This is a genomic window from Microbacterium aureliae, assembly GCF_054780155.1.
The window spans coordinates 285,285-297,736 of sequence record NZ_BAAGWW010000001.1 but is presented as its reverse complement, the minus strand read 5'-3'; the positions used below and the strand labels follow the sequence as shown (position 1 = coordinate 297,736).

The following is a 12,452-nucleotide window of genomic DNA, read 5'->3' as shown; positions in this document are numbered from 1 at the left end:
GTCAGGCCGGGTCGTCGGGGTCGGCGACGGTGACCGGCAGCGACACGGGAGCCCGGCCGCCGGCGGCAGGGCCGATCCCCGTCGGCTCGAAGGTGTTGACCATCGCGTGGGCCGCCCGGTCGAGGTAGTCCCACAGCGTGGCGCGGTGGAGCGGCGACAGGCCGATCTCGTCCACGGCGGTCCGCATGTGCGCGAGCCAGCGGTCCCGCGCGTCCGGGTTGACGTGGAAGGGCACGTGACGCATCCGCAGCCGAGGGTGGCCGCGCTGCTGGCTGTAGGTCGTCGGTCCGCCCCAGTACTGCTCGAGGAAGAGCGTCAGGCGCTCGCGGGCGGGGCCGAGGTCCTCTTCGGGGTACATCGGCCGCAGCACCTCGTCGTCGGCGACGCCGCGGTAGAACGCGTCGACCAGCCGGACGAACGTGTCGTGGCCGCCGACCTCGTCGTAGAAGGACAGGGGGGCTTCGCTCACGGTGACTCCTGCGGCGGGGTGGCGGGCGGGGTCTTCGGGGTCCGCTTGGGCCGCCACACGGGACGCACCGGCACCTCGTCGGTGGCGGGCGTGGTGGGCGTGGGCTTGGTCCGCGGCGGGTTGGCGCCGCGCACGCGCTGAGCGCCCTCGATGCCGGTCAGCGTCACCGACGCCAGCTGCGGCAGTGCGAGCCCCAGGTCGTCGACGGTGCGCTTCAGGCGCATGCGCAGCTCGCGTGCGACGTCGTCCTTGGCGGCGGCGCGCGTCTTCATCACCACGCGGATGACGAGCGCCTCGCCGCTGACCGACTCCAGCCCCCACACCTCGGGCTGCTCGAGGATGCGCGTGCGCCACTTCGCATCCTTGGCGAGCTGCTTCGCGGTGGACAGCAGTGCGGCCTCGACCTCGTCGACGTCCGCGTCCACGGGGACGCCGAGGTCCACGATCACCCGGGACCAGCCCTGGGAGAGATTGCCGATGCGGGTGATCTCGCCGTTGCGGACGTACCAGAGGGTGCCGTTGACGTCGCGGACGTGGGTGACGCGGACGCTCACGAACTCCACGATGCCGGTCGCCAGCCCGAGGTCCACGACGTCGCCGATGCCCACCTGGTCCTCGGCGACGATGAAGATGCCGTTGAGGACGTCCTTGACGATGTTCTGCGCGCCGAAGCCCAGTCCCGCGCCGATCGCCGCCGTCAGCAGCGTCAGGGAGCCCAGGGCCGTCGGCGCGACGACGTCGACGATGAGCAGCAGCGCGATGATCACGATCGAGACGTTGACGACGTTCTGCAGGATCGACCCCAGCGTGCGCGTGCGCTGCACGAGTCGCACGCTCGCCAGCGGCGAGCGCTCGAGGGCCTGGGTGTCATCGACGTTGGCCTTGGACTTGGCGCCTCCGACGATGCGGTCCACGACGCGCCGGATCACGAGCTTGAGCACCCAGCTCAGCAGCAGCGCGCCGCCGATGATGCCGACGATCGTCAGGGCGTTCCAGCCCGCCTCCATCGAGAAGGCGCCCAGCTGCTGCCACCATTGCGGGTCGGCGACGTCGGCCGGCAGGAAGAGGGGAGTCATCGCGTCGATCCTAACGACGGATGCCTCGGCGGCACCTGAGTGCGGCCGAGGCATCCGGGTCGTGGTGCCGGCTCAGCCGGCGTCGCGGTCCTGGACCGAGAGCGCCCGCTCGACGCCCGCGAGGTTCTCGTTGACGAGGCGCCGCAGCGCCGCCGGCGCCTCGGGGTTCTCCTTCAGCCAGGCGCGCGTGGCGTCGCGCAGCGCGACGTCGGCCAGCGGGGCGGGGTACAGGCCCACGATCAGGTACTGCGCGATCTGGTACGACCGCGACTCCCACACCGGCAGCAGCATGTCGAAGTAGCGGGGAACGAAGGCGCGCAGCAGCTCCACGCCGCCCGGGTGCACGAAGCCCAGGGCGGTGGAGCGGACGATGGTGTTGGGCTGGTCGTCGCGGGCGATGAGGGAGTCCCACGCGGCGTCCTTGGCCTCGGCGGTGGGCAGGGCCGCCTTGGCCTGCGCAGCGAACTCGCCGCCCTTGGCGGTGTTGTCGGCCGCCAGGGCCCCGTCGATGTCGGCCGCGGTGACCGCGCCGGACGCCGCGAGCGACACCAGCAGCTGCCACGACAGGTCGGTGTCCACGTCGAGGCCCTCGAGGGTCAGCTCGCCGTCGCGCAGGCGTCGGACCGTGTCGGCGTGGGCGGCGGTGGCAGAGGCCGCGGCGAACGACGTCACGAACTGCAGCTGGCTGTCGCTGCCGGCCTCGGCGGCCTGGGCGAGCTGCCACAGGCCGTCGGCGACCTTCTCGCGCGTGGCGGCGCGGCGCTCGGGGGCGACGTAGGAGTTCGCCGCGAGCAGCAGCTGCGCGAGCGTCGTGCGCACCGTGGTCGATTCGGTCTCGGCGCCGATGTTGCCGAGCACCAGATCGACGTAGTCGGATGCCGATGCCTCGGCATCCCGCGTCTGATCCCACGCCGCGCCCCACACCAGCGAGCGGGCCAGGGGGTCGGCGATGGTGCCCACGTGCGCGATGGCGGTCGCCAGGGAGCGATCGTCGAGGCGGATCTTGGCGTAGGCGAGATCGTGGTCGTTGAGCAGGATGAGGTCGGGACGGCGGTGACCCTTGAGCTCCGCCACCTCGGTCAGGTCCCCGTCCACGTCGAGTTCGAGGTGGTGGCGGCGGACGAGCGCGTCGCCGCGCAGATCGAACAGGCCGATGCCCAGACGATGGGGGCGGATGGTCGGGTAGTCCGCCGGCGCTGTCTGCACGACGGCGAACCGGGTGATGACGCCGTCGGCATCCGTCTTGATCTCGGGCGAGAGGGTGTTGACGCCGGCGGTCTCGAGCCACTTGCGCGACCACCCGGCCAGTTCACGGCCGCTCGTGGTCTCGAGCTCGGTCAGCAGGTCGCCGAGCTCGGTGTTGGACCACGCGTGCTTCTTGAAGTACGCCGCGACGCCGGCGAAGAACGCGTCGGTCCCCACCCACGCGGCGAGCTGTTTGAGCACCGAGCCGCCCTTGGCGTAGGTGATGCCGTCGAAGTTGACCTGGACGTCCTCGAGGTCGTTGATCTCGGCGACGACGGGGTGGGTCGAGGGCAGCTGGTCCTGTCGGTAGGCCCACGTCTTCTCCATGGCGTTGAACGTGGTCCACGCCTCGGTCCACTCCGTCGCCTCGGCCGTGGCGATCGTGGAGGCCCATTCGGCGAACGACTCGTTGAGCCACAGGTCGTTCCACCACTTCATGGTCACCAGGTCGCCGAACCACATGTGCGCGAGCTCGTGCAGGATCGTCACGACCCGCCGCTCCTTGACGGCGTCGGTCACCTTCGAGCGGAAGACGTATGTCTCGGTGAAGGTCACGGCGCCGGCGTTCTCCATCGCGCCGGCGTTGAACTCCGGCACGAACAGCTGGTCGTACTTGGCGAACGGGTACGGGAAGTCGAACTTCTCCTCGAAGTACGCGAACCCCTGGCGGGTCTTGTCGAAGACGTAGTCGGCGTCGAGGTGCTGCCACAGGCTCTTGCGGGCGTACACCCCGAGCGGGATCACGCGCCCCGAGGCGCTGGTGAGCTCCGAGAAGGTGGACTGGTACGGGCCGGCGATGAGCGCGGTGATGTACGACGAGATCACCGGGGTGGGCTCGAAGGTCCACGTCGCCGTGCCGTCGCCGTTGTCGGCGGGGGCGGGCGTGGGGGAGTTCGACACGACCTGCCACCCGGACGGCGCCGACACGGTGAACTGGAACGTGGCCTTCAGGTCGGGCTGCTCGAACACCGCGAAGACGCGACGCGAGTCGGGAACCTCGAACTGCGAGTACAGGTAGACCTCCCCGTCCACCGGGTCCACGAAGCGGTGCAGACCCTCGCCGCTGTTGGTGTAGAGGCAGTCGGCGTCGACGACCAGCTCGTTCTCGGCGGCCAGCCCGGTCAGCGCGATGCGGGAGTCCGCGAAGGCCTCGGCCGGGTCGATCGCGCGGCCGTTCAGCGAGATCTCGCGCACCTGCGAGGCGATGAGGTCGATGAAGGTCGACGCGCCGTCGGCGGCGCCGAAGCGCACGACCGTGCGGGAGCCGAACACCTCGGCGCCGCGGTTGAGGTCGAGGGTGACGGCGTACGAGATCCCGGCGCCGGCGGTGGGGTCGACGATCGCGCGACGCTCCTGCGCTTCGATGCGGGTGAGGTTCTCTCCAGGCACTGCGTTTGCTCCCGTGGGTGAGGGTGATGCTCCGACGAGCCGAATCCGTCCGCACGGGCGCTGCTGGCGCCGGCGGCAACCGCTCAAGACTACGCCAGTGCCCCGTCGCCGATGCGAGGCCCATGCCCCTCGGACGATGCCAGGATGGTGGGGTGAGTGCGACCCCCGAACCCGCCACCCCCCTGACGGATGCGGATGCCCGCGTCCCTTACGCCTCGGATGCCGCCGCCGCCGGCCCCCGCCACGTCGAGGTCCCCGTGCCCTACGACGCGCTGCTGCTCGCCGGATTCGGCGGCCCGGAGGGCCAGGACGACGTCATCCCGTTCCTGCGCAACGTCACGCGCGGGCGCGGCATCCCCGACGAGCGCCTGGAGGAGGTGGCACACCATTACCGCCACTTCGGCGGCGTCAGTCCCATCAACGCGCAGAACCGCGCGCTGAAGGCCGCCCTCGAGGCCGAGCTCGCCGAGCGGGGCATCGACCTGCCGGTGTACTGGGGCAACCGCAACTGGGCGCCGTACCTCGAGGACGCCGTGGCGGAGGCGGCCGCGGCCGGGCACCGGACCCTGCTCGGGCTCGCCACCAGTGCCTACTCGTCGTTCTCGAGCTGCCGGCAGTACCGCGAGGACTACGCGCGCGCCCTTCGGGCAGCGGGGGTGGAGGACACCGTCACGATCGACAAGGTGCGGCAGTTCTTCGACCACCCCGGCTTCGTCGCTCCCTTCGTCGACGGTGTCCGGGACGCCGTCGACGGCTTCCTCGCCGACGACGTCGCGCCCGAGCAGATCCGGGTGCTGTTCTCGACGCACAGCATCCCCACCGCCGACGCGCAGCGCTCCGGCCCCCGCGACGTCGACTTCGGCGAGGGCGGCGCCTACGCCGCGCAGCATCGCGCCGTCGCCGAGTTCGTCATGGCGGCCGTGGCCGCCGAGGTGCCCGAGGCGGCCACGGTCGGGTGGGATCTCGTCTACCAGTCGCGGTCCGGCCCCCCGACCCAGCCGTGGCTCGAGCCGGACGTGTGCGACGCCATCGCGGAGCTGCCGGCCGCGGGCGTGCGCGCGGTGGCTATCGTGCCGCTCGGGTTCGTCAGCGACCACATGGAGGTCATGTGGGACCTCGACACCGAGGCGATGGAGGCTGCGGCAGAGGCCGGGCTCCTGGCGGTCCGCACCCGGACGCCCGGCATCGACCCCTCGTACGTGCGTGGACTGGTCGACCTCGTGGAGGAGCGCCTGAAGGGCACGCCGGCCGCCGAGCGCCCGCACGTGACCTCTCTGGGTCCGTGGTTCGACGTCTGCCGGCCGGGATGCTGCGAGAACGTGCGGGCCGGTTTCAAGCCGGCGGCCGCCGGGATCGCCCCTTAGCCCCGCTTAGGATCGAGGGATGCGCATCCACATCGCCACCGATCACGCCGGGCTGGAATTCTCCACGCAGCTGCAGCACCACCTGGCGGCGGAGGGGCACGAGGTGATCGACCACGGTCCGCTCGAGTACGACCCGCTCGACGACTACCCCGCGTTCTGCATCCGGGCCGCTCAGGCGGTCGTGCGCGACCAGCAGGCCGGCGTCCCGGCGCTCGGAGTGGTGTTCGGCGGGTCCGGCAACGGCGAGCAGATCGCGGCCAACAAGGTCCGCGGTGTCCGCGCGGCCCTGGCCTGGAGCATCGCGACGGCCGAACTCGCCCGCGAGCACAACGACGCCAACGTCATCGCCATCGGCGCCCGGCAGCACACGTTCGACGAGGCGGTGACCTTCATCGACCGGTTCATCGCCACGCCGTTCTCGGGCGAGGAGCGCCACGCGCGCCGCATCCGGCAGCTGGCCGACTACGAGCATGACGGCACCCTCGAACCCGACCCGCGGGCGACCCCCGGCCTTCCCGACGTCCTGGACGCCGACGACAGCTCGTTCGACCCCGAAGCGGGCTGATCCGTGCCCGAGGGGCATTCCGTCCACCGCATCGCGCGCCAGTTCGATCGCAACATCGTCGGACGCCGCGTGACCGCGTCGAGCCCGCAGGGCCGCTTCGCCGAAGGCGCGGCCGTCCTCGACGGCCGGCACGCGATGTCGGTGCGTGCCGTCGGGAAGCAGATGTTCCTGGAGTTCGAGGGCGACCGGTGGCTGCGCGTGCATCTGGGGATGTACGGCGCGTGGGACTTCGCCGGCGAGATCCTCGTCGACGACACCATCGCCTCGGCGAACGGACGCATGGGCCACACCAACCAGCGCGGCACGACCCCCGGCGAGGCGATCATGGATGCCGCCGGCGAGAACTCGCTGGCCTCCATCGGCGCCCCGCGGCGCGCCCGCGGGCACGTCCGCATGTCGGAGCAGACGACGGGCCTCGGCGAGGACGACACCTGGCCGCCTCCGGTGGTGGGACAGGTCCGGCTGCGCCTGCTCACGGACGCCACGTGCGCGGACCTGCGAGGGCCCACCGCCTGCGTGCTGCAGAGCCCCGACGAGGTCGCGGCGACCATCGCGGGCCTCGGCCCCGACCCCCTCGTGGACGACCCCGCCGCCGGCGAGGAGCGATTCGTCGAGGTCGTGCGGCGCAAGCCCACCGCGATCGGCCTGCTGCTGATGGACCAGTCGGTCGTCAGCGGCATCGGCAACGTCTACCGCGCCGAGCTGCTCTTCCGCGCGAGGCAGCACCCCCACACGCCCGGCCGGGACGTTCCCGCGGACACCGTTCGCCACCTGTGGCGGGATTGGGTGCGGCTGCTGGCGATCGGCGTCGAGACCGGGCAGATGATGACGATGGACGGGCTGTCCGACCAGGAGTACCGCCGCGCGATGGCCCACCGCGACGATCGCCACTGGGTCTACCATCGCGCCGGCCTTCCCTGCCGCGTGTGCGGGACGTCGATCGTGGTCGAAGAGGCCGCCGGCCGGAAGCTCTACTGGTGCCCCTCGTGCCAGGCGGCGCCGGGGACGCGCAGACGGCGGCGGGCATGAACCCGGGGGAGCGCGTCGACGCGATCCGGGGCGTCCGGGTCGCCGGGCCCGGGAGCGAGCTCCTGCCCGTCGACGGCGCGGTCGACGTGATCCTCGCCGGCGGCCGCATCGCCGACATCGCCCCCGCCGGCGCGCTGCCGCTGCGCGGTCGCGTCCTGGACGGCGGCGGCGCGTGGCTCGTGCCCGGGCTGTGGGATCATCACGTCCACGTCGTGCAGTGGGCGCTGGCGGCCGAGCGCACGCCGCTGGGCGAGGCGCGGTCGGCGGCCCAGGCCGCGCGGCTCATGGCCGACGGCGGGACGCTGGAGGGCGGCATCCGCGTCGGAACGGGGTTCCGCGATGCGCTGTGGCCGGACGCGCCCGACCGTGGGCTGCTGGACGCGGCCACCGGTGAGACGCCGACGTATCTCATCAACGCCGACGTCCACAGCGTGTGGCTGAACACCGCCGCCTTCCGCCGCGAGGGGATGACGCCCACGCCCTCGGGCGTCCTGCGGGAGGAGCCCGCCTTCGAGATCTCGCGCCGCCTCAACGCCGTCCCCGCCCCGGCCGCCGACCGCGCGGTCGAGCGGATGAGCCGTGCCGCCGCCGCCCGCGGGATCGTGGGCATGGTCGACCTCGACATGGCCTGGAACGAAGAGGCCTGGCGGCGGCGGCTGTCCGCCGGCTACGACGTGCTGCGCGTCGAATTCGGGATCTATCCCGCCATGCTCGACCGGGCGCTGGCCGAGGGACTGCGCACCGGCGACACCGTGCGCGGCGCCGAGTCCGACCTCGTCCGCGTCGGCCCGCTCAAGGTGATCACCGACGGATCGTTGGGCACCCGCACCGCCGCGTGCTCGCACCCGTACGCCGATCCGCCCGACGTGCGGGGGATGCTCACGGTCCCGCCCGAGGAGCTGCGCGACCTCATGCTCCGCGCCACCGGTGGGGGACTGGCCTGCGCGATCCACGCGATCGGCGACGTCGCGAACTCGCATGCGCTGGACGCCTTCGCCGTGACCGGCGCCACGGGCACCGTCGAGCACGCCCAGCTGGTGGCTCCCGCGGACATCCCGCGCTTCGCCCGCCTCGGCGTGGGCGCCAGCGTCCAGCCCGAGCACGCGATCGACGACCGGGATCTCACCGACCGGCTGTGGTCGTCGCAGCCGGCCACGCCCTACCCGCTGCGGGCGCTCGCCGACGCCGGGGCGAACCTGCTCTTCGGCTCGGATGCACCGGTCTCGCCGCTGGACCCCTGGGCGGGGATCGCCGCGGCGGTCCACCGCACGCGCGACGGCCGGCAGCCCTGGCGGCCCGAGCAGGCGGTGGATGCCGGCACCGCGCTGGCAGCCTCGACCCACTTCGGATCACGGCATCCGCAGCGGATCGAACCGGGCGCCGTCGCGGACCTCGTGCTCTGCGCGCACGACCCGCGGACGGCGACCGAGGCGCAGCTGCGCGGTCAGCGCGTCGCGGCGACGATGATCGCCGGACGGCTCACGCACGCCGAGAACTGATTCTCACTCCGCGACGTGCGCGAAGAGGAACCAGCGGTCCTTCTCGAGCGTCGCCATGATCTGGATCGCGATGTCCTGGCTCGTCAGGTCGATCTCGTCGAGCCCGTCGATCGCGGTCTTGACGTCGACGATCACGGCGTCCATGTCCGCGATCACCGCGCGCACCGTGTCGGTCCACTGCGCGAAGCCCGCGGCGACCATCGTCGGAAGCGCCTTCTCGGCGACCGTCGACACGCGCGCGTCGACGGGCAGGCCGAGGGCGACGATGCGCTCGGCGGCGGTGTCGGCCCCGGCCTGCGCGTTGGCGACGATGGCGTCCAGCAGCTCGTGGATCGCGATGAAGTTCGCGCCGCGGACGTTCCAGTGCGCCTGCTTGCCGTTGACGGCCAGAGCCTGCAGCCCGATGACCACGGGCGAGAGGAACTGCGCGGCCGCCGCGGCGACGGTCGGGTCGGCGATGGTCGCGGGAGTGGTCTTTGTCATTTCGGTCGCCTCCGTCCGGCCGGCGGGTCGCCGGCACCTGTCGTGTCGCGTGCAACGCTACTCAGCCACCGGGCGCGCGCAAGCAAGCGAAGGCTCCGCTAACCGTTCGCCGTCACGGCCGTGGTGGATGGACGGCTCGCCCAGCCTGAGGCACTAGCGTCGAGGGGTGCCGTCCGCCGATCCCGCCCTCGACGCCGCGCCCGCGCGCTCCGATCGTTCGCCCGAGCATGCGACGTCCTCCCGGTTCATCCCGCACGTGCAGGGGCTCCGCGCCATCGCCGTGCTGTTCGTCGTCCTCTACCACTTCTGGCCCGGCCGCTTCCCCGGTGGGTACGTGGGCGTCGACGTCTTCTTCGTCATCTCGGGCTTCCTCATCACCGCGCACCTCGTCCGGGAGCTGACCGCCACCGGCTCGGTGCGACTGGGGCAGTTCTGGGCGCGGCGGGCGCGACGCCTGCTGCCGGCATCCCTTCTGGTTCTTCTCTTCTGCGCGATCGTGGCCGGCTCGCCCTACCTCATGCCCCTGTCGGCGCTGCCGAACGAGTTGCGGGAGATCCTCGCCGCCACCTTCTACGTCGAGAACTGGTACCTCGCCTTCACGTCCGCGGACTACCTCAATCACGGCGGCGATCCGACGACGGTGCAGCACTACTGGTCGCTGTCGCTCGAGGAGCAGTTCTACGTCCTGTGGCCGCTGATCATGCTGCTGGCGGCGTGGATCGGCGTGAAGCGGTTCGCCGCCACACGCCGGCGGTCGGTGCTCGTGGCGCTCGGCATCGTGACTGCGGCATCCTTCGTCTTCTGCGTCGCGTTCACGATCACCGACCCCGCACCGGCGTACTTCGTCACCTTCACGCGCATGTGGCAGTTCGGCGTCGGGGCCTTCGTCGCCCTGATCCCCGTCCTGCAGGTGCGCAACCGCCTGCTGAGCTTCGCGCTGGGCTGGGGCGGCATCCTGACGCTGCTGGTCGTGCTGTTCCGCTTCGACGGGCAGACGCCGTTCCCGGGCTACGCCGCCCTCGCGCCGACGCTCGGGGCGGCGGCGATCATCGCGGCGTCCAACACCGAGCGCTGGTGGTACCCGACGCGGGTGCTGTCGCTGCGCCCCGCCCAGTTCGTCGGCGACATCTCGTACTCGCTGTACCTGTGGCACTGGCCGCTCATCATCATCGCGCCGTCGGTGCCGTTCTGGGGACTGAGCATCTACCACCGCGTGGCGCTGCTGGGCATCTGCTTCGTGCTGGCCTGGCTCACCAAGCGCTTCGTCGAGGACCCGACGCGGTCGTTGCGGATGCTCACCTCGCGTCCGCCCCGGGTGACCCTGTGGGCCGCCCTCGGGTCGATGCTGCTGGTCGCGGGCGTCGCGGGCGGGGCGTGGGCGCTCAACGCGCCGGCGTACCGCGACGGCGTCCAGGCGATCCAGGAGCTGCGCGCGGACCCGCCGTCGTGCTTCGGCGCCGCCGCCGTGCTCGATCCCTCCTGCGGCGGCGAGGGCCCGGCATCCGTGCTGCCCGCCCCCGGCTTCGCGGGCGTCGACCGGCCCGAGGACGAGCAGTGCTTCGTCCAGCTGAACAATGCGCGAGCCGTCTCGTGCGAATTCGGGTCGGATGCCGAGGACGCCCCGACGGTGGCGCTCATCGGCGACAGCCACGCCTACCAGCTGCTGACCACGTTCCAGCGCATGGCCGACGACAACGGGTGGCGGCTGGTGACCTTCTTCAAGGGCGCATGCCCGTGGAACACCACGCCGCTGGCGACCCCCGGAGCCTTCGGCGCCGCGTGCACCGAATGGCGCGCGGGGGTGTCGGACGCGCTGGCGGAGCTGGACGTGGACGCCGTGTTCACGGCCGCCATCGCCACGACCCCCTACGCCTCGGCCGGTCACTCCTCGGCGTCCGAGGCGGCCGTCGCCGGCTATCGCGACGCGTGGAGCCAGGTGCTCGACCGCGGCGTGCCGGTCATCACCGTCGTGGACAACCCGGTGTGGGAGACCGACCCGAACAAGTGCCTGCGCACACGCGGGCAGGGCGAGTGCGACGCGCCCCGTTCGGACGTCCTGGTCGCCGACGACCCCCTGCGCGAGGCGGCGGAGGGCGAGCAGGGCGTCACGCTGCTGGACTTCACCGACGTCTTCTGCGACGGCGACGTCTGCCGCACCGTCGTCGGCGGGGCGAACATCTACCGCGATCAGGATCACGTGACGGTCACCTTCGCGGACACGCTCGCACCGTGGTACACCGCCGCGATCGAGGAGGCGCTCGCCCGCGCGGAGCCGTAGAGTGCGCTCATGACCATCGCCGACGATGCCAGTGTCCTCTCGCTCCCCGGGCGGGAGCCCCGCATCGATCCGGCGGCCTTCGTCGCCGCCGGCGCGCGCATCGTGGGGGCGGTCACCCTCGCTCCCGCGGCCAGCGTCTGGTACAACGCCGTGCTGCGAGCCGACGGCGACACCATCACGATCGGCGAGGGCAGCAACCTGCAGGACGGCGTGGCGATCCACGTGGATGCCGGCTTCCCGGCCGTCCTCGGCGAGAACGTGTCGGTCGGTCACAACGCCGTCCTGCACGGGTGCACGATCGGCGACGGGTCGCTCGTCGGCATGGGCGCGGTGGTCCTCAACGGCGCGCGGATCGGCGCGGGCTGCCTCATCGCCGGGGGAGCGGTGGTGCTGGAGGGCGCCGAGATCCCGGACGGCTCGCTGGTCGCGGGTGTGCCGGCGAAGGTCCGCCGGGAGCTGACCGCGGACGAGCGCGAGAAGCTGCTGCGGAACGCCGACGCCTACCGCGAGCACACAGCGACGCACCGCCAGGCCCAGCCGCAGCGCTGACCCCCGCCGCCGTCTTCGCCCCCGCGCCCGCGCGCCCGCGCCCGATGCAAGCGGTTCGCTTGTCGTGGATGCCCGCGGTGAGGGCCTTCGCCCGTACATCCAGGGCAAGTGAACGTCCTGGGTGGGAGCGGGGCGCGCGCCGGTGCCGGGCGCGAGGACGGCGCGGGGACGGGCGGGCGGAGCGGGGCGCGGGGACGGGCGCGCGGTGAGGGAGTGGAGGGGATGACGGGAATCGAACCCGCACCATCAGTTTGGAAGACTGAGGCTCTACCATTGAGCTACATCCCCGCAGCGGCGAGCCGCGGCATCCGTCAGTCTACCCGCATCCGGAAGCCGCCCCCGACCAGCGGCGGGCGCCCGCCATGCGCGTCGGCTAGACTTGCGTGGGCCGTTCGGCGCACGCCCGCGTGCGCAGCCCGCCCGGGGCGTAGCTCAGCTTGGTAGAGCGCCCGCTTTGGGAGCGGGAGGCCGCAGGTTCAAATCCTGTCGCCCCGACATCACGGCCC

Annotated in this window: 10 protein-coding genes and 2 tRNA genes; 7 read left to right on the top strand and 5 right to left on the bottom strand. The window is 72.2% G+C overall.

Translation table 11 applies throughout. The features are described from left to right. Nucleotide 1: 1 nt before the first annotated feature. From ACYVF4_RS01450 to pepN, 3 genes are all read right to left on the bottom strand, one after another. Complete coding sequence (locus tag ACYVF4_RS01450) at nt 2-469, bottom strand: globin (RefSeq protein WP_460719022.1); 468 nt, start codon at nt 467-469, stop codon at nt 2-4. Then, on the bottom strand, nt 466-1,545 hold the full coding sequence (locus tag ACYVF4_RS01445; RefSeq protein WP_460719020.1) for a mechanosensitive ion channel family protein: 1,080 nt from the start codon (nt 1,543-1,545) through the stop codon (nt 466-468). Before ACYVF4_RS01445 ends, ACYVF4_RS01450 begins: the two co-directional genes overlap by 4 nt. Before the next feature lie 72 nt (nt 1,546-1,617). Continuing rightward, complete coding sequence (gene pepN, locus ACYVF4_RS01440; protein ID WP_460719018.1) at nt 1,618-4,179, bottom strand: aminopeptidase N; 2,562 nt, start codon at nt 4,177-4,179, stop codon at nt 1,618-1,620. Between the two features lie 182 nt (nt 4,180-4,361). On the opposite strand from pepN, the gene ACYVF4_RS01435 reads away from it, so the two are divergent. From ACYVF4_RS01435 to ACYVF4_RS01420, 4 genes are read left to right on the top strand one after another with little or no spacing between them, the layout of a single operon-like run. Continuing rightward, the gene (locus tag ACYVF4_RS01435; RefSeq protein ID WP_460720717.1) at nt 4,362-5,543 is read left to right on the top strand and encodes a ferrochelatase; all 1,182 of its coding nucleotides are present in this window, start codon (nt 4,362-4,364) and stop codon (nt 5,541-5,543) included. A gap of 19 nt (nt 5,544-5,562) precedes the next feature. Then, nucleotides 5,563-6,108, top strand: coding sequence for a ribose-5-phosphate isomerase (locus ACYVF4_RS01430; protein WP_460719013.1), 546 nt, complete (start codon nt 5,563-5,565; stop codon nt 6,106-6,108). Nucleotides 6,109-6,111: 3 nt separating this feature from the next. Then, nucleotides 6,112-7,137 carry an Fpg/Nei family DNA glycosylase gene (locus ACYVF4_RS01425; protein WP_460719012.1) on the top strand — a complete coding sequence of 342 codons (1,026 nt, stop codon included), beginning with the start codon at nt 6,112-6,114 and terminating at the stop codon, nt 7,135-7,137. Continuing rightward, nucleotides 7,134-8,636 (top strand): amidohydrolase, encoded by a 1,503-nt coding sequence (locus ACYVF4_RS01420; RefSeq protein ID WP_460720715.1) that lies wholly within the window; start codon nt 7,134-7,136, stop codon nt 8,634-8,636. The genes ACYVF4_RS01425 and ACYVF4_RS01420 overlap by 4 nt, the downstream gene beginning before the upstream one ends. Before the next feature lie 3 nt (nt 8,637-8,639). On the opposite strand, the gene ACYVF4_RS01415 is transcribed toward ACYVF4_RS01420, so the two are convergent. Continuing rightward, the gene (locus tag ACYVF4_RS01415; protein ID WP_460719011.1) at nt 8,640-9,119 is read right to left on the bottom strand and encodes a Dps family protein; all 480 of its coding nucleotides are present in this window, start codon (nt 9,117-9,119) and stop codon (nt 8,640-8,642) included. Nucleotides 9,120-9,285: 166 nt separating this feature from the next. Here ACYVF4_RS01415 and ACYVF4_RS01410 point away from each other — a divergent pair, with 166 nt between their 5' ends. Both ACYVF4_RS01410 and ACYVF4_RS01405 read left to right on the top strand, forming a co-directional pair. Next, nucleotides 9,286-11,397 (top strand): acyltransferase family protein, encoded by a 2,112-nt coding sequence (locus ACYVF4_RS01410; RefSeq protein WP_460719010.1) that lies wholly within the window; start codon nt 9,286-9,288, stop codon nt 11,395-11,397. Nucleotides 11,398-11,406: 9 nt separating this feature from the next. Then, a complete protein-coding gene (locus tag ACYVF4_RS01405; protein WP_460719008.1) occupies nt 11,407-11,946 on the top strand; it encodes a gamma carbonic anhydrase family protein in 540 nt (179 codons plus the stop codon). Nucleotides 11,947-12,160: 214 nt separating this feature from the next. On the opposite strand, the gene ACYVF4_RS01400 is transcribed toward ACYVF4_RS01405, so the two are convergent. Beyond that, nucleotides 12,161-12,234: transfer RNA gene (locus ACYVF4_RS01400), tRNA-Gly, on the bottom strand. A gap of 133 nt (nt 12,235-12,367) precedes the next feature. Here ACYVF4_RS01400 and ACYVF4_RS01395 point away from each other — a divergent pair. Continuing rightward, nucleotides 12,368-12,441 (top strand) — tRNA-Pro (locus tag ACYVF4_RS01395). The last annotated feature ends 11 nt before the right edge of the window (nt 12,442-12,452 follow it).

Coding starts and splice junctions, on each gene's coding strand:
- ACYVF4_RS01405 (WP_460719008.1), top strand. CDS start 11,407: ATGACCATCGCCGACGATGCCAGTGTCCTCTCGCTCCCCGGGCGGGAG.
- ACYVF4_RS01420 (WP_460720715.1), top strand. CDS start 7,134: ATGAACCCGGGGGAGCGCGTCGACGCGATCCGGGGCGTCCGGGTCGCC.
- ACYVF4_RS01415 (WP_460719011.1), bottom strand. CDS start 9,119: ATGACAAAGACCACTCCCGCGACCATCGCCGACCCGACCGTCGCCGCG.
- ACYVF4_RS01445 (WP_460719020.1), bottom strand. CDS start 1,545: ATGACTCCCCTCTTCCTGCCGGCCGACGTCGCCGACCCGCAATGGTGG.
- ACYVF4_RS01430 (WP_460719013.1), top strand. CDS start 5,563: ATGCGCATCCACATCGCCACCGATCACGCCGGGCTGGAATTCTCCACG.